The 17,522-nt window shown below is 40.2% G+C and carries 16 protein-coding genes; 9 read left to right on the top strand and 7 right to left on the bottom strand.

Translation table 11 applies throughout. The annotated features are described in order from the left end of the window. Window positions 1-120 precede the first annotated feature (120 nt). The 4 genes from MST16_RS10000 to MST16_RS10015 all read left to right on the top strand — a co-directional run bounded on the left by MST16_RS10000 (window position 121) and on the right by MST16_RS10015 (window position 2,292). Window positions 121-486 (top strand): DUF423 domain-containing protein, encoded by a 366-nt coding sequence (locus MST16_RS10000; protein ID WP_180010328.1) that lies wholly within the window; start codon window positions 121-123, stop codon window positions 484-486. Window positions 487-543: 57 nt separating this feature from the next. Further along, window positions 544-741: a sulfur carrier protein ThiS gene (gene thiS / locus MST16_RS10005; protein ID WP_111885686.1), complete on the top strand. Its 198-nt coding sequence runs from the start codon at window positions 544-546 to the stop codon at window positions 739-741. Window positions 742-753: 12 nt separating this feature from the next. Further along, complete coding sequence (locus tag MST16_RS10010; protein ID WP_078193631.1) at window positions 754-1,539, top strand: thiazole synthase; 786 nt, start codon at window positions 754-756, stop codon at window positions 1,537-1,539. Window positions 1,540-1,719: 180 nt separating this feature from the next. Continuing rightward, window positions 1,720-2,292: a hypothetical protein gene (locus MST16_RS10015; RefSeq protein WP_180003022.1), complete on the top strand. Its 573-nt coding sequence runs from the start codon at window positions 1,720-1,722 to the stop codon at window positions 2,290-2,292. 393 nt (window positions 2,293-2,685) lie between these two features. Here MST16_RS10015 and MST16_RS10020 read toward each other — a convergent pair whose 3' ends face one another. Continuing rightward, window positions 2,686-3,297, bottom strand: coding sequence for a glutathione binding-like protein (locus tag MST16_RS10020; protein WP_078188886.1), 612 nt, complete (start codon window positions 3,295-3,297; stop codon window positions 2,686-2,688). A gap of 215 nt (window positions 3,298-3,512) precedes the next feature. Here MST16_RS10020 and MST16_RS10025 point away from each other — a divergent pair, with 215 nt between their 5' ends. The 3 genes from MST16_RS10025 (at window position 3,513) to trmB (ending at window position 8,077) form a co-directional block, all read left to right on the top strand. Next, window positions 3,513-4,955 (top strand): SulP family inorganic anion transporter, encoded by a 1,443-nt coding sequence (locus MST16_RS10025; protein WP_180010327.1) that lies wholly within the window; start codon window positions 3,513-3,515, stop codon window positions 4,953-4,955. A 289-nt stretch (window positions 4,956-5,244) separates the two neighbouring features. After that, window positions 5,245-7,185: a sensor histidine kinase gene (locus tag MST16_RS10030; RefSeq protein WP_257224597.1), complete on the top strand. Its 1,941-nt coding sequence runs from the start codon at window positions 5,245-5,247 to the stop codon at window positions 7,183-7,185. A gap of 175 nt (window positions 7,186-7,360) precedes the next feature. Next, entirely contained in the window at window positions 7,361-8,077 is a 717-nt protein-coding gene (gene trmB, locus MST16_RS10035) for a tRNA (guanosine(46)-N7)-methyltransferase TrmB (RefSeq protein ID WP_078188891.1), read from the top strand. A gap of 104 nt (window positions 8,078-8,181) precedes the next feature. Here the strand turns inward: trmB and MST16_RS10040 are convergent, their stop codons facing one another. The 6 genes from MST16_RS10040 to MST16_RS10065 all read right to left on the bottom strand — a co-directional run bounded on the left by MST16_RS10040 (window position 8,182) and on the right by MST16_RS10065 (window position 15,450). Then, the gene (locus MST16_RS10040) at window positions 8,182-9,699 is read right to left on the bottom strand and encodes a GMC family oxidoreductase (RefSeq protein WP_180010325.1); all 1,518 of its coding nucleotides are present in this window, start codon (window positions 9,697-9,699) and stop codon (window positions 8,182-8,184) included. 218 nt (window positions 9,700-9,917) lie between these two features. Then, the gene (locus MST16_RS10045) at window positions 9,918-10,601 is read right to left on the bottom strand and encodes a class I SAM-dependent methyltransferase (protein WP_180010324.1); all 684 of its coding nucleotides are present in this window, start codon (window positions 10,599-10,601) and stop codon (window positions 9,918-9,920) included. Window positions 10,602-10,663: 62 nt separating this feature from the next. Then, on the bottom strand, window positions 10,664-11,440 hold the full coding sequence (locus MST16_RS10050; protein WP_180010323.1) for a Rossmann-like and DUF2520 domain-containing protein: 777 nt from the start codon (window positions 11,438-11,440) through the stop codon (window positions 10,664-10,666). Between the two features lie 227 nt (window positions 11,441-11,667). Next, the gene (locus MST16_RS10055; protein WP_078193638.1) at window positions 11,668-11,880 is read right to left on the bottom strand and encodes a hypothetical protein; all 213 of its coding nucleotides are present in this window, start codon (window positions 11,878-11,880) and stop codon (window positions 11,668-11,670) included. A 332-nt stretch (window positions 11,881-12,212) separates the two neighbouring features. After that, window positions 12,213-14,822, bottom strand: a complete 2,610-nt coding sequence (gene pepN, locus MST16_RS10060) for an aminopeptidase N (protein WP_180010322.1) — start codon at window positions 14,820-14,822, stop codon at window positions 12,213-12,215. 352 nt (window positions 14,823-15,174) lie between these two features. Then, window positions 15,175-15,450 (bottom strand): hypothetical protein, encoded by a 276-nt coding sequence (locus MST16_RS10065; RefSeq protein WP_168378916.1) that lies wholly within the window; start codon window positions 15,448-15,450, stop codon window positions 15,175-15,177. A 494-nt stretch (window positions 15,451-15,944) separates the two neighbouring features. Between MST16_RS10065 and MST16_RS10070 the strand changes: the two genes are divergently transcribed. Then, entirely contained in the window at window positions 15,945-16,208 is a 264-nt protein-coding gene (locus tag MST16_RS10070) for a hypothetical protein (RefSeq protein ID WP_180010321.1), read from the top strand. Window positions 16,209-16,357: 149 nt separating this feature from the next. Continuing rightward, window positions 16,358-17,515: a hypothetical protein gene (locus MST16_RS10075; RefSeq protein ID WP_111885041.1), complete on the top strand. Its 1,158-nt coding sequence runs from the start codon at window positions 16,358-16,360 to the stop codon at window positions 17,513-17,515. Window positions 17,516-17,522: the final 7 nt, after the last annotated feature.

Here is a 17,522-nt window from a genome sequence, read left to right on the forward strand (position 1 = left end):
TTTTATGTCTGAATAGTATTGAATGACAAACTACAACACAAAAACTTTGGGCATTTTTGCTTTAACCCTGCGCGCTAAATATGCTATGGTTATGCGCAAATTTTGTTAAGGTGAATGCACATGTGGATTGCCATTTCCGCACTTAACTTAGCTTTTGCTGTGATGCTTGGTGCCTTTGGTGCACACGGATTAAAAGCGCGCGCGACTGAAGCCCAATTGGCTTGGTGGCAAACTGCAACGGACTATTTCTTTTACCATGCACTAGGCTTACTTGCCCTCGCGATCTTATCCAAAGTCATTCCCCAACTTCCAATTAAAGCTAGTTTCCTCCTTATACAAGTTGGTATTTTCTTCTTCTGTGGTTCTTTATATGTGATGGCTCTAGGCTTACCACGTGGTCTCGGTGCCATTACCCCAATTGGTGGAGCGCTGATGATTGCTGGATGGCTCATATTGGCCTGGAATGCATTTAAATACGCAAAATAATTAACAACAGATTTTGGCCTTATTCAATAGGTAAGGCAGCAAGAACGGAATCCAAAAATGCAAATCTATTTAAACGGCGAAGCTACACAAACCGAATGTGTCAACCTCTTGCAATTGGTTCAACAATTACAACTGGAAGGCAAACGCTTCGCTGTTGAAAAAAATGAAATGATCATCTCGAAAAGTAAATTGGAACAAACCCCAATTGCAGAGCAAGATCATATTGAAATTATTCATGCCGTAGGTGGCGGCTAAAATGGAGCTCCCATGGAAGATACACCCCTAATCATTGGTTCACGTACATTTAATTCACGACTTTTAGTTGGTACAGGTAAGTACAAGGACTTAACGGAAACTGACCAGGCCATTCAAGCTAGTGGTGCTGAAATTGTGACCGTTGCCATTCGCCGTGTGAATATTGGTCAACATCCAGACCAGCCGAACTTGCTTTCTGTAGTTCCACCTGAGAAATATACGATTTTGCCAAATACAGCCGGTTGTTTCGATGCGAACAGCGCGGTTCGTACTTGTATGTTGGCGCGTGAACTATTAGATGGTCACAATCTGGTTAAACTTGAGGTTTTAGGCGATGAGAAAACCCTATATCCAAATATTACCGAGACTTTAAAAGCTGCACGTACATTGATTGACGATGGCTTTGAAATCATGGTTTATACCTCAGATGACCCGATTGTGGCACAAGAACTGGAAAGCATGGGCTGTGTAGCCATTATGCCTTTAGGTAGTCTCATTGGCTCAGGTTTAGGCATTCTCAACCCACATACTATTTCGATCATTAAAGACAATGCCAAAGTGCCTGTCTTGGTCGATGCGGGTGTAGGTACAGCAAGTGATGCAGCGATAGCGATGGAATTGGGCTGTGATGGCGTATTAATGAATACAGCAATTGCAGCAGCTCAACACCCTGTTCTGATGGCTTCAGCGATGAAAAAAGCAGTTGAAGCCGGTCGTGAAGCGTTCCTAGCAGGACGTATGCCGCGTAAACGCATGGCAAATGCCAGTTCACCTGAAACCGGATACTTCTTTAAATAAGAACTCAATCACGGTATAAAAGAGGACTCTATAGAGTCCTTTTTTTGATTTTAAAACCTAATAACAATGAAAATATCCCATATATTTTGTACTTTTAGTCTTTGTGCCGCATCTAGTTGGCTGTCAGCCCAAGTGCCCAGCACAGCCAAATCACTTGCACCGCAAGGTTGGAACATTTTGATGGCTACGACTGGCGACCTAAACAAAGATCAAATGCCAGATGTTGCGATGATCGTGGAAAAACAAAAAGTCGATGTGGTGACCTATGATGACGATGGAAAAGTCGTTCATAACCATCCACGAAAACTCATCGTGTTTTTTAAAACCGCAAAGGGATATCAACGTATCGTTGAAAACCATAGTATCCCAGTCGCTCAGCAGCCGAATTCATGCTTACTTGATCCACTTGCTGAAGCAGAAGACATCCAAATCAGTAAAGGCAATTTACTCGTTCATTTTAGTTATTTTATGGCTTGTGGTGGCTGGGAATGGCCCCGACATAGTTACACCTTCCGTTGGCAAAATCAACGCTTTGACCTGATTGGTTTTGACTACAGTAGCTTTCACCGAGCTTCTGGTGAAGAAACATCGAAAAGCTATAATTTTTCGACCTTAAAACGTAAGGAAATTGTAGGCGGCAATATGTTTGAAGATGCCAAAACTCAAACCAAATGGTCAACCTTCAAAGCACCACAGCAACTGACGCTTAAAAATATTAACTTTGATGATTTCTATACACAGTTCGAGTACTAAGTTGAACCTGAGCAATGCCAATCTAGCAATAAACAAACCGCCAATTTCGGCGGTTTGTTTATTCAATTTCAAAACTGAATTTAAAGAACTGATGTTACGCAGTAAAATCAGAAACGTAATTTGATTCAAATAAAAGAATGATACGCGGTATCGTCATCCGTAATTGTTTGAGACAGAGCTACTTCTAATAAAAATGTTTTTGCGATACTTTGAAAAATTAGACGGTAGTGAACGAGTTTTGCGGATGACAATGGTTTTGGGTACTTTTGCCTAAACAAAAGTACCTCCAGCCGAAGGCTAAACCCTTTATTCAAACGCTAAATGTAAGACTCCGTCGAATCGGCTTAAAAATCATTTAAAAAATGCGAATTACTTTTACGGGCGAAACATCTTTTAAGGAATCAATCCTTCATCACGCATCGCAATTTGAACTGATTGGCGCTCTGCAACTTTGTTGCGTAATGCAATGATATTTTTATATGGCGTTAAATCATGTCCGATGCCATTTGACCAATTTGTCAGTACAAAGAGATAGGCATCTGCTGGGCCGAAGTTATCATCGACCAAGTAGTCGTTATCCGATTCACCAATCGCTTTATCGATATATGTCAATAAACGATCAATTTCTGCATAGGCTTTTTCTTTAGCGTCTGCATCTAGTGGAGCACCAAAGAATACGGCATAAGCATCATGTAATTCTGAGTTCAAATAGCCAAGCCATTCTAAAACTTTGGCACGACCTAAACCTGATGGAGGAATTAAGTCTTGTTTAGGATCATGTTGTGCAAGGAACGGTAAAATGGCCACGTTCTCGGTCAGGATCAAACCTGGGTTGATTTCTAATGCAGGTACATAACCTTTTGGGTTGATCTCGTAATAATCCACCCCTTTTTCTGTTTTATGGTTTTTTAGGTCAACACGGACCAAATCAAAATCGACATTAATTTCATTTAAAATTATATGTGATGCTAATGAACATGCACCTGGAGAATAATAAAGCTTCATATCTGATCCTTGTTATGTACTATTCAATGTTTTAAATCTCTTCTGTCAAACTTTCAAGTGATCAAACCTGTAAATTGCAAAAAAGCGTAAATGCTGAAACACATATACTCATTGACTATTGTCCATAATCAAGAAGATTTCAAGTCAATCTGTTATGCATTTTTATACTCAGTTGTTTTAACATAGCCGCGTTTAAGATTTGATGAAAAGTTACCGTGTTACAACTTAAAAAAGAACAATGGTTTTCCAATATTCGTACCGATGTGCTCGCTGGCTTAGTAGTTGGACTGGCGCTAATTCCAGAATCGATCGCCTTTTCAGCTATTGCTGGGGTTGACCCTCAGGTTGGTTTGTACGCTTCGTTTTGTATCGCCGGCACCATTGCCTTATTTGGTGGTCGTACAGCAATGATTTCAGCTGCTACGGGTGCGATGGCCTTACTTATGATCACATTGGTCAAAGATCATGGTTTGCAATACCTTTTGGCTGCCACGGTTTTAACTGGTGTCATACAAATCATTGCTGGCTATTTTAAAGTGGCAAAACTCATGCGCTTTGTCTCGCAGTCAGTGGTGTATGGTTTTTTAAATGCACTCGCGATTTTGATTTTTGTCGCACAGCTACCTGAAATTTCAAAGATGGATAGTTTGGGCTATGTCTTTATGCTTTTAGGACTTGCAATAATTTATCTTTTTCCATATCTACCTAAAATTGGCAAAGCTATTCCATCACCGCTGATTTGCATTATTGTCCTCAGTAGCTTGGCATTATTTTTGGGTGCTGACCTGCGTACTGTAAGTGATTTGGGCAAGTTTCCAGAGACTTTACCCATGTTCTTGATTCCTGACATTCCTTTCAATCTTGAAACCCTCACGATTATTTTCCCCTTTTCCATCACCCTAGCAACAGTTGGCCTATTAGAAACCATGATGACCACGACAGTGATCAATGAAGTCACTGGAACTGAAGGAGATCGTCATCAGGAATGTCGTGGTCAAGGGATTGCCAATATTGTCAGTGGTTTTATGGGCGGCATGGCAGGTTGTGCCATGATTGGTCAGTCGATTATTAATGTCAGCTCTGGCGCGCGAACTCGCCTCTCCACTTTGGTTGCAGGTGTATTTTTGTTGTGCTTAGTGGTGTTCTTAAAAGACTGGTTGGCCTATGTCCCAATGGCGGCCTTAGTTGCGATTATGGTCATGGTGTCATTCACTACTTTCCAATGGAATTCAGTCAAGCAATTTTCAAAGCATCCGATGTCTTTTAATGTCGTGATGATTGCTGTGGTGATCGTGGTGCTTACAACGCATAATTTAGCTCTTGGCGTATTGGTTGGAGTGCTCCTCTCTGCGTTGTTTATTATTAATCAACTGGAAAGCTCGGTAAAAGTCACATCAGAACTTAAAGACAATATCCGTAATTACACGGTCTATGGACAAGTTTTCTTTAGTAGCTCTGAGAGTTTTTATCAATTTTTTGATTTTCAGGAGACGGTTCGTCATGTGCGAATTGATCTGAGTCATGCCCATATTTGGGATATTACCTCCGTTAATATTTTAAAAAATGTCGTGCAAAAATTTGAGTCAAAACAGATACAAGTAGACGTTTTTGGCTTAAATGAAGCAAGTAGTACTTTACTTGACCGTGTCAGTGACTAATGGGTTTTTGAAATATTCACTTTGAATCAAATCAATTTTCAATAAAGTGTGACCTATTGAAACCCTATGCAGGATGTATATAGCAAAGGGTTTCAATAATCAAAGTCTCATTTGTAATGACATTACATCAAATACCAAGCCTATAAAAAAGAGAAAAATTCACCATTCATTCGATTTAACTGTATAATTCATCTCATAAAATTATAACTATCAATAATAAAACAAAGATTTGATCTGACTTTCTATTTATTTTTTTAAATTGTGGATACACAAAATTGGGGGAATTTTGATGGTATGGTTTTGGTCACGACACTGCATTCAAGCAAATCGGCTGCTGGTCTTAGCGAGTCTATTTTGCCTGCTATGTTGTATCGCTATACCCAGTTTTGCCAATGCCACCCCACAGATCTCAAGCAGTCATTGTCCTGTTGAAATTACCCATATTGCCACAGCTAAAAGCGCTGTCGAGCAAGAGCGCCCACGTACAGGTTGGCAAAATCTGCAAAAGCTTCCAGACACTTGGAATAAACGTTGGCCGGATTATCATGGTATCGCTTGGTACAAAATCCAATTTAAGTTGAACTGTGACCTCCATCAGTTAAATCAGCCCATTGCTATCGCTATACAAGGCATCACCCAAAGTGGACGGGTTTATATCAACGAAGCCCTACTTTGGCAAGATTACATTTCAGCAGAACATTTTTCGCGAAGCCAACATCAACCTAGACTGTTGAACTTACCTAGCTCGAGTTTAAAGCAAGGTGTAAATACCATTTGGGTGCAAGTGTATGGTTCGGTGACCCAAAAATCAGGACTCAGTTCAGTTCAAATTGGGGATTACCAGCAAGTCTATGACACCTTTAAAATTTGGTTACTCGAACAACGACAATTAGTCGAACTGAATACGATGATTAATTTCGTCGTGGCCGTGTTCTTTTTTTTAGCATGGCTCGCCAATCGTAATGAAAGAGCTTACTTATGGTTAACCATTACAGGCATGGCTTGGGTATTTTATAGCCTGTGTATTATTTTTAATGGGCCAATTGCATTTCTAACCACCGTACAGGTCGATCGTCTACAAAATATTATTTTCTGTTTTTATACGGTTTTTGGCTGTATTGGTGCGTGGTATTTTGCAAACCACCCCTTCCCAAAAATTCAAAAGCTGTTATTAAGCCTTGCCACTATCGCAGCGCTCTGTATTGGTTTTGCACCAGAGGCTTATTTAAAAACCGTCATCCAAATTTGTTTTAGCTTCTTTGTTTTGGTCTTTGTGGCCAAATGTATTAGCTATCCGTACTTGGCGTATAAAGCCAAAATGGCCGAAACCTATTTGCTTGCAACGCTGTATCTGATTTATTTACCGATTGCGGTACATGATGCGCACTTTATGATGACCATGGAGGGTCATGCGCTCTCACCGTATACTGGGCCACTGACCACCCTCGTCTTGGGTGGCGTACTGGCTTTGCGTTTAGCTCGACACACCCGTCAAATTGAACGTTTTAATAAGACCTTAACTGAAAATGTACAACGTGCAGAACTGAAACTTGCTACCTCACTCGGTCAACAACATCAACTCGCACTTGAAAATGCACGACTTCAAGAACGAATTCATTTATCTCATGACTTGCATGATGGTTTAGGCGGATCTATTGTCCGTTCAATTTTACTGTTAGAACAAAATGACAAAATTGAAAAACCACAAATCATGTCGATGCTTAAACTGTTCCGAAATGATTTAAGACAAGTTATCGATTCGGGTTCAAGTATAGGGACGAAAGTTCCAGACACCCCGATCGAATGGGCGGCGCCGATTCGCCATCGCTTTGTACAGCTCTTTGAAGAATTAGACATGAGCTCGAGCTGGAAATTTGCTGCCGAATGGATTCACTCACCCTCTGCGACCCAATGCCTCAATTTGACTCGTGTCGCAGAAGAAACCCTGACCAATATTTTAAAGCACAGTCAAGCAAGCAAAGTTCAGGTCAGTTTGTGCGAAACAGAGACTCAGCTGATCTTACGTATTGAAGATAACGGTATCGGCTTCAACCCTGACGAAGTTGAGCAAGGCCTACATGTCGGCCTTCACAGTATGCAAACGCGAATCCATCGTATTGGTGGTGAATTTAAAATACAGTCACAGCCGGGTTGTACCGTGCTTGAGGCCATTTTGCCGTTTAAGCTTGACGGTGCTGATAATGAAGATCTTGACGATAAAAACGCCTAGCTTAATGTTATTTCATCACTTTTGAGCTGAGCATTTGACTGCTCATTGCAAATGCTCAGCACGGCTTCAGTCGGTGAGATTGAGCAAAAAGCGGATTTATTCACGGTAAAAAATTTGACTTGTGCATCTCAGGACTTAAAATACCGCATTCGAATTTTTTACATTTGCCAAAGTTATGTCGAACGATCAATTAGACCAGCACGCAGTAGATCTGGATAACCTAAACGAACACCGTGAAATCGTGACGTTTATGCGCCGCTCTGCGCCACTTAATACTTCGCAACGTACTGCGCTGGAACAATATGGTCATCTAATTTTGGAATACCCCGTTGGTGATTTGCGTCAGCATTTTGAACACCCTGAACGCCCATTAACTGTAGAGATCGGTTTTGGTATGGGTCGCTCTTTGGTGCTAATGGCAAAAGCAAACCCAGAGCGAAACTTTGTCGGCATTGAAGTGCATGTTCCGGGTATCGCTCAATGTGTTTATGAAGCAGGTCTTGCAGGTTTAACTAACCTTCGAGTATTGGATGCTGATGCCATCCAAGTGCTACGTGAAATGCCAGATAACAGTATTAATACTGTGCAATTATACTTCCCAGATCCATGGCAGAAGAAACGTCATTTCAAACGTCGTTTTGTATCTCATGACCGTATGCCATTGGTTGAAGAAAAATTAGAAATCGGCGGCACATTCCACTCAGCAACTGACTGGGAACCGTATGCTGAATGGATGATCGAAGTTCTTGAAGAACGTCCACGTCTTGAAAACCTTGCGGGTAAAGGCAATAGCTACCCTCGTCCAGACTGGCGTCCACAAACTAAATTTGAACGTCGCGGAATTGAAGCAGGCCATAAAATTAATGACTTCATCTTCAAAAAAGTAAACTAATTTTTGAATGAAATAAAAAACCACCGTTAGCGGTGGTTTTTTATTGCTGTTTTTGATCTGAGATTTATCTGTGTTGTATCAAATCACATAAAAACGAATAACCACTAGGCTACTTGCGCTTGGAGCTGACTTTGTCGAATCATATCCACGGCTTTTTCAGCAATCATCACTGTCGGCGCATTGGTATTGCCATTCACCACAGAAGGCATAATAGAGGCATCGACGACACGAAGGTTTTGAATCCCGTAGACTTTTAATTCAGGGTCAACCACAGACATCTCATCCACGCCCATCTTACAACTACCGACAGGGTGATAAACTGTATCCACACGCTGACGTAAGATTGCACGTATATCATCATTTGTTTTGACCAGTGAGGTAAATAAATCTTGCTGATAATGACTCGATAAAGACGGAGACATCATTAATTGCTGCGTCAACTTAAAGCCTTGTACCAAATCTTCTAAATCCTGCTCATTCCCTAAAAAGTTTGGATCAATCAATAATGGATCATTTACACTGGAACCACTTAGTTTGATCGTGCCACGACTTCTTGGATTGAGCAGACACACATGACAAGATAAACCATGGCTTGCGTGAAATTTACGTGCATGGTCATCTACTAACGCCACAACAAAGTGTAATTGCAAATTTGGAATGGCTAAATCGGGTGAAGACTTTAGAAAACCACCACATTCTGCAAAATTTGAAGCAATCATACCTCGTCGTTCCTTACGATAGCGACTGATCTGCTTGAACATATCAATTGAGCCAGGTAAGGACACGCCAAATGTGCCTTGGTATTCTTTGACTTTATAACCAAAAATGAAATCGGGATGATCGTGGAAGTTCTTTCCTACACCCGGTAATAAGACCTCCCGTCTGGCTTTTAGGTGTTTCATTTGCCCTGCATGTTGTACTTCTACACCAGTCGCAACTTGATGCTCTATGGTAATTTTATGTGTCGTTGCTTTGGTTAATACAGTTAAATTTGGCCGATCTAAATGTGGAAATAAGTACGCACGCGCCACACTACAACGTTCTCCATTGATATGCGTAACCTGATAAACCCCTAAGCCTTCTTGTTCTGCACCATTAAAATCATCGAGGACTTTATGGCCTTGTGCACGAGCCGCTTCGGTATAGCGTTGATGGAAAATATTGTCGCTTTGCACATCTGTGACGGATAGAGGGCCGTCATTACCGTGGAATTCATTCTGTATTCGATTGTTATTTTCTGAGCGAATAAAATAGGGCAAGACCTCGTCGTATGACCAGCCAGTATTGCCCTGTGCTGCCCATTGATCATAGTCATTTTTATGTCCACGAATATAAATCATGGCATTAATACTGGATGAACCACCAAGGCATTTTCCACGTGGTTGATAGCCTTTACGACCATTCAAGCCAGCTTGAGGCACAGTTTCAAAGGCCCAATTATTGATTTTAGTCGGTAAGCTCACGACGCACGCAGCTGGAATATTGACCGTCCACTGATCACCTTGCCCACCTGCTTCTAGTAAGCACACAGATATATGTGGATCTTCACTGAGGCGTGCAGCCAGTACGCATCCCGCACTTCCGCCACCAATCACAATATAATCAAATTCCATTTTTGACATTATTTTCATCCAATTGATTCTTTTTATAAATGCACAATAAGTGATTTAACGCTGACTGAAAAGTTTCTTTTTTAAAAAAATGAACACGCTACCGTGCAAGAAGGATGAAACTGATGATCGAAATTTTGTTTCATGCTTCACTCTTGCAAGGTGGCATCAATATCTGTCAAATTGATCGATGAACTTCATACGCCCAATCGTGGACTCTATTATTTTTTTCAATTAATCGACGTTTTAAAAGCACAGTAAGCTGCATAGCTAAAGATTTGACTGAAACAATGGATTTGATCAAAGCCTATTTCCCTCAGTAAGCTTTGATAATACTGCTGGCTAATCAGTTCAAAATCATCCTCTAAACGCTGCATCATTTTTGTCGCTTGTGCAGCAGATAAACCTTGCATTTGGCAAAACTCAGGCAGGACACGCTGCTCAAAATTCGAATGAGTTTGCATCAAGTCAAAACTTAAAAAAATGCCCTGCGGTTTAAGCAATTCAAAAGCTTTTGTTAAAAATTCATTTTTTTCGGACAACGCAATGAAGTGCGTCACCAAGATACTCAGCGCCGCATCAAAACAACTCGCCTGCTCAAAAGTAGTGTGACTGCCCAAAACAAATTTGACGCGATGCAACTGTCCAGCAGCTTCAACACTTTGCCGTGTTTGATTCAGCATATTTTCAGATAATTCTGTAACGGTAAATGACCATGTTGGATTCAAGGCCATGAGATAGCCCAATTCATAGCCCGTCCCACATCCAATAATCAGTACATGGGCATCTTCAGCGACATAGCAATTTAACACCGCCTGAATCTGTTGATGGACAAGTTCATAACCGGGAATTAATTTACGTATATGTGCATCATAACTTTCGACCACTTGTGGGCTATTAAAATCTTTTGCCATGTAACATCCTGTTTGACATGTATGTCTAAGCTAATAAATATTCATTGTTCTTTATGGATTGTTTATTTCTGATGATGCTCAAAAATCTGCTGACTCAACATTTCATAGACCGCTTTCAGATCGACTTGATCAGCTTGCTCAAGCATATTGGCATGCATCAACATGATATTTTGATCCCCACGCATTGCAGGACCTGTTTGCATGTTACGTGGTTCAGCCTGAGTAGCTTTATTGGCTGTCTCTAAAATCAAAGGATAAAGTAAGCTAAATTCGACTTGTTTTGCATCAACAATCTGCTTTGCCATGTCATAACAATAATTACTAAAATTACAGGCAAACACCGCAGCAAGATGCAGACTCAAGCGCTGTGCCGAATCATATTGATAAACCCTTTGGCTCATGCTGTTTGCTAAATCTGTAAGTGTCGTCAAATCTGCAGAGTCGGCCGCTTCTACAAAGATCGGTGTCGACATCCAGTCCACATCTCGATCTAAACTAAAGGTTTGTAAAGGATAAAACACCCCTGCTCGCGAATGCTGTTGGGTCAGTACCGTGATATTGGTGCTACCTGACGTATGCACAATCAAAACTTGTGGCAGATAGGCTTTGACTTGCTGAATAACGGTTGCAATCGATTGGTCGCTCACCGCAATGATCAAAAGATCAATCTCAGCATTCAACTTAGTTGGGGTATGAATGGCTTCTGCACCTACAGTTGCCGCAAGTTTTTCTGCATTATCAAGATTTCGCGCATAAACTTGCACAATGTGATGTTGTGGATGAAGCACATTGAGCAAATGATGTGCAACACGACCTGCACCCACAATACTGATTCGCATATAGTTTTAACTCATTTTGGATGGCTACAGCATGTCAGGAAAATATCCGACGTGCAAATCGAGTCGTATCGATAGAATGATTTATTTTCAATTCTTCGCATCAGTTTCGCTCAGATAAGCACAAAAAAAGGGATGCACTTCATCCCTTTTGCTAGACGTCAATCTGCGTCTGATTCATGTCATGTCCATTTCAATCTAGACAATATCCACGATATGCACTTTAGCTTTTACGATTTACCAATGATCTGATTCAGAGTCTGTAGGTATTGTTCTGCATCGCGGCGCGCATTGAATTTCTTTTCAAATACACCTGTGTTTTGCACACTATTGGGTGTGTATTCTACCGAAACAACAAAGGTATCAAGCAAATCTCTATTAATTCGAATTGCAATAATATGATGTGAGTTTAAATAAAAACCTTCATCAACCTTAACTAACATGACCCGCCTCAAAATCTTGCACAATGAAATAGATAAAAAAATCTAAACATTCATGAACTTGGATGCCTTACCGCATACAGTCATTCATGTGTTAGACCTATTTTATTGTAGCGCCATTATGTGATTTATATTGCAATTATTATGTAATTTAAATAAATGCTCAGAGAAATTTTTTGAGTTTCAGTCATCTAAACATGATTGATTTTCAATCCTAACTAAAGTTTAGATAAAAAAGACTGGATATAAAAAAGCCTGCTGCCATACCTATGACAACAGACTCATTTTAGTAGGACTGATTTAACTCAAATCAATCGTACAGAGAGGTTGAATGATTAAACACTCAACATACTGTTTAATGTTTCTGACACATTCTTCGATTTCACAACAGGTTTAAGTGCTTCAAGTTTTGCTTTGACTTCACTACGCTGCGGTTCTGCCAAAGTGTACCAACGGGACAAAATTTGCAGTAAACGTGAACCGACAATTGGATTCTTCTCATCGAGGAATTTTGCCAATTCAACAATGTGCTGCACACCAAAACTCCATGTGTTGACAGGATTGCTATTTAAACCGCCTGTAACCGCACGAATACGGTTCGGTACTTTCAAGTCATAGTCAGGATGAGCAGTCAGTGCATTGATGGTTTCCGCAGTTGCTTTCGGATGTGCTGCTTGCAGCATAAACCATTGGTCCATCGACAAGGCTTCATTTTTAAAGCGTGTGTAGAAAGTTTCTAAAGCTTGCTGTGCTTGTGGTGCATCATTCCAAACCAATACTTTTAAAGCACCAAGACGTTCAGACATATTGCCTGTAGAGCTAAATTGTTCATAGGCCAATTCAAATACGGATGCATCGCCTTGACGTGCCATCATGCTCAACATGATGTTTTTCAATGCACGAACACCCATGGCTTGTGAAAACTCTTTCTGCGCATCAGGGTCTAAAGTTGCATAAGTCTCTTTAAAGAAAGCACCTAACTCACGTGCCACACGACTTAAAAGTGCTTCACGCTGTTCTTGCACTTGGGCAGGACTGTAGTCGGCATCAATACGGCTACCTAAATAACCCTCTGTCGGTACATCGAATAAACGTGAAGCAAGTAGTGGATCACGCTCAACCAATGCTGGTAATGTATTTTGTATAGCTTGGACATAGATGTCAGCATCATGGCCATTTAACAAAATACGTTCTAACAAGGTTTGGCTGGCTTGCCATTGGTTAAAACCATTCGGCTCGTACTGCATCAGGAAAGCAAGCTCTTCATCTGAATAGTTAAATTCAAGATTAACAGGTGCAGAGAAATTACGCAGTAAAGACACAACAGGCTGGGTTTTTACACCGCTAAATGTAATCGTTGCAGTATCGGTATCAAATAAATACACGCCATCTTTGATGCCATTTTCAACCAATGCATCTGAGCTGAGAACTAACTGTTCACCACTCGTCGCATCAAACAATGCCAAAGCCACAGGAATTGGCACTGCTTTTAAATTTGGATATTTCGGATGCGCTTTTAAGCTTTGTTTCAAACTTAAAGTATAGGTTTGATTTGCAGCATCGTACTCACCTTTTGCTTCAAGTTTTGGTGTGCCCGGTTGGTTATACCAAATCAAGAAACTCGATAAATCTACACCTGAACCTGCTGTTAGTGCTGCCACCCAATCTTCAACAGTCACAGCTTGACCATCATGGCGTTTGAAATATTCGTCAGTACCTGCACGGAATTTTTCTTTGCCCAGCAATGTCGCCATCATGCGGTTAATTTCCGCACCTTTTTCGTACACTGTTGCGGTATAGAAGTTATTAATTTCAACAAAATGATCTGGACGCGGTGGATGTGAAAGCGGGCCTGAATCTTCAGGGAACTGATGTGCTTTTAACACTGCAACATCATCGATCCGTTGTACCGCAGCAGATTGTAAATCTTCTGAGAACGACTGATCACGGAATACTGTCAAACCTTCTTTTAAGCAGAGTTGGAACCAATCACGACAGGTAATACGGTTACCCGTCCAGTTATGGAAGTATTCATGTGCAATCACAGACTGAACGCGCATGATCGCAGCATCAGTCGTATATTCTTCATCAGCAAGCACACAAGAGGTGTTGAAAATATTCAAACCTTTGTTTTCCATTGCACCCATGTTAAATGCACTGGTTGCCACGATCATATAATTGTCTAAATCATAAGGACGACCATAATGTTCTTCGTCCCAACGCATCGAATGTTTTAAAGCTTCCATCGCAATATGACATTTTGGAATGTCTTTTTCTTCTGCATAGATTTCTAAAGCAACATTACGACCTTCAGACGTCACATAAGAATCTTTGAGTACAGCCAAGTCACCAATCACACAGGCAAATAGATACGATGGTTTTTTGGTTGGATCTTGCCAAACGGTATAATGACGACCTTCACCGGTTTCACCCGCTTCAATCAAATTACCATTGGCAAGTAATACAGGGAATTTTTTATCCGCTTCGACACGTGTGGTAAATACCGATAGCACATCAGGACGGTCAGGATAATAGGTAATTTTACGGAAGCCTTCAGGCTCGTTTTGGGTGACGAATAGATCGCCTGCCGCTTGGTATAAACCTTCGAGTTGAGTATTGCTTTCAGGATGAATCACGACTTCGGTTTCAATGACAGCTTGGTCAGGTGCATTTGAAATCACCAGTTGTTCTGCATCTACAACATAGGCATCTGCCGGCAAGACTTGACCATTTAAGCGAATTGATTTGAGTTCCAAATCACGACCCAATAACACCAAATCCCCTGCTGTTTGACGCTGCATCACTAATTTTGCATTTACATTGGTATGGTCATCAAAGACTTGAATATCTAGATCGATACTATCTACGACAAATGATGGTTTTTGATAATCTTTTAAATAAACAGTTTGGTCTGCTTCGACCACTGGATTTGCCGCAATGTTCATATCTCGTCCTATTCCTTAGTTATTGCTTTATCAGCTTTTTGAACACATTGTGAATGACTTGATCATACGACAAGATGCATAAGCTGTCTTCGCATTTACAATGATTTATATATGGGCTCAGCGCATGTTGTTTTCAATCATCTTTATTGAATAATTTAAAGGCTGGCACATATTTTCGCCATGTTTAAGCAAAATAAATGCCTGAGTTGAGCACAGCTACTGCAATATGCAAATTATTAACTACATCAAATAAATAAAGCACCTATATACTAGAAAGAGAAAGTACAAATGCTTTATCCATCTGTACGTTCAAATTATTGCGCTCAAACTTTCCAGCTTAAGATTTAGAGGATTATTGATTTGCAAAAATTAAATCGAGTGCGCTGTCGTAGTCTGCAGCAAAGTAAAATTGAAATGCCGTGACTTTGGAGGTGAGGAATTGCTGAATTTCTTCCGTCACACCAGCCACATAAATTTTAGATACTTGATGTTGCTGCGCCAGGCCCAGTAACTCGATCGTCTTTTCTAAAGTTTGATCATGCCCAATAATCAGCGCGCCAACCGTACCCTGTGGCTGCTTATATAATTGCATGCGAGTGATATTGCTGTTTTTAAGTGCGTCTGACATGTGTATTCCATACAAAGAAAGGATAAAAAAGATCAAAACCTTTAGAAATCAAGCTGAATCATGCTGTGTATCAAGTTCAGTAGATTCCGCTTGGTTTCATTTCGAGAAGCCTAGATCATTAAAAATTATAAGCTCAATATATACAAATATACTTTTCAAATCTAATCGCTTAGGTGATTCCTTCCAAAAAGCACCTTAGTAAGCAATTCATATCAATCTTCTCATTTGGATTTGATTGCATACTTCTGTTTAAACCTTGCACCAAGATGTTTCTTTTTCAACAGTTTAAGCATTTTGAGAATGCATCTGGGATAGAAACACTCATCAATATTATTTTGTTACTTTTAAATTAATAATTTATTTTCAATACCTTAGTAAGTAAATATACAGTTTATCTGCTTTAAAATCTCTACTCAAAACAGTTGAGCATGCGTTTTGCATCTACTTAATTGCCAAAAGCAAAATATTCAGAATAAAACAAAAAGAGGTGCATTATGTTTATTAAAGAACACATCATCCGTATTGAAAATATGAAGACACTGCAAGCACTTGATGCTGTAAATATCGACCATCAGGTGATTGCAATGTTTATGACCTGCGAAGGGATTCCACTCAAAGCCTTTGAGGTCAGTTCATTACTTAACTCATATAGTGCATTAGGCACTAAAAAAGTTGCGCCTAAAAAAGTGCAAGCTTTAATACAAGCCAAACAACTTGGAGAGGAGGACGAATCGATCCCATGCCCAGCCGCCTATTAATAATCCATTCTGACTAAAAGCTGCATCATCACTATGCAGCTTTTTTTATTTGTCGACTTCTCGCCTGAGCTGCTGCAACTGAAATTGCAAACCCGTCTTTAAACAGAGATGTGTATAATCAATTTAACCTTTCAAGAAACGCTGGCAACATGTTCAATATTCTACGCAAACAAATGGATGAAAGTACGCAATGCCCGTTGTGTCGTGCATCTATGTATTGGGTAGATGCTGAAAAATTAGATGAGCAAGAATTTAATTTTTATCAGTGTAGCCACTGTCATCATCAAATATTTCCAGAACAGCAATACAACTGTCATTGTGAAAACTGTCAGGCTGCGCGAAAAAAACTACTGAAAGAAACCCGTTTACAAGAACAGCGTAAACTCAAAAATAAAGATATCGTTGAACGTGAATTAAGTGAACTGAGTTTTTTACAGAAACTCTTTTTGCTGGCTTTATTGGATAATCACGTCCAAGAACATACGGCGCATCAAGAATTTATCGACTGGGACGCTATTAAGTATCATAACATCAGCCCGAATTATTTCTTCCAACAATCACTCAAAAAGCATCTCGTGCATGAGCAAATTTTGATTGTGAAAGATGATGCACTACAAGCTGAACAGTATTATATCAATGTCCGTTTGGATGGATATTCAGAGCCCAGCCTTTTTAGCGTAGCACAGCAACTGCGCCATTGGTTTTATGAAAATTTAGCTCTGGGTGTTCCTTTTAAAAGCGCTGACGAAGTGAAAGAGTGCTTGTATCTCCTACTGTTTCAAGAAATTGTCCAATTCATGCAGTTTTACTGTAAGACATGGGGCATTCAAATTGCAGGGAATAAAAGCTTTCAAGTGTTCTGTTATCGCCTACTCGACCATCTAGCGGTTGGGCAGATTTACTATATGATTCAGTCAGCACTCGAATATCTACATAAACAAAAAGCTCTGCAAGTACGTAATGAAAACTTCATTAATACTAATCTGTTAAAAAAGACCTTACAGCAATACCGTGAACGTGGCTTACAGGAAAAATGGGAAACCTTTACCCTCCCTCGTCCGCCACAATTACCGTTTAGTAAAATGAGTGAAATTTTGCTCTTTAACTTTTTAGGACTCGATGAAAGTATCTTTGTGCAACCGATACGCCATGCTTGGAAAAAAATCGAACCACGATTAAATTTTTATTCCACAAAGCGCTGCATGTACTGTGGTTCACAAGAGCTCTCTGTCGATTATGATGCCGCAGATTATGTGACCCTGTTCTGCCGTAATTGTAAACATCAAGACCATTACTTCACCCGCTAAGGGAGAA

The sequence above is a fragment of the Acinetobacter sp. YH16040_T genome (assembly GCF_024605785.1).
In the GTDB taxonomy this organism is placed as follows: Bacteria; Pseudomonadota; Gammaproteobacteria; order Pseudomonadales; family Moraxellaceae; genus Acinetobacter; species Acinetobacter amyesii.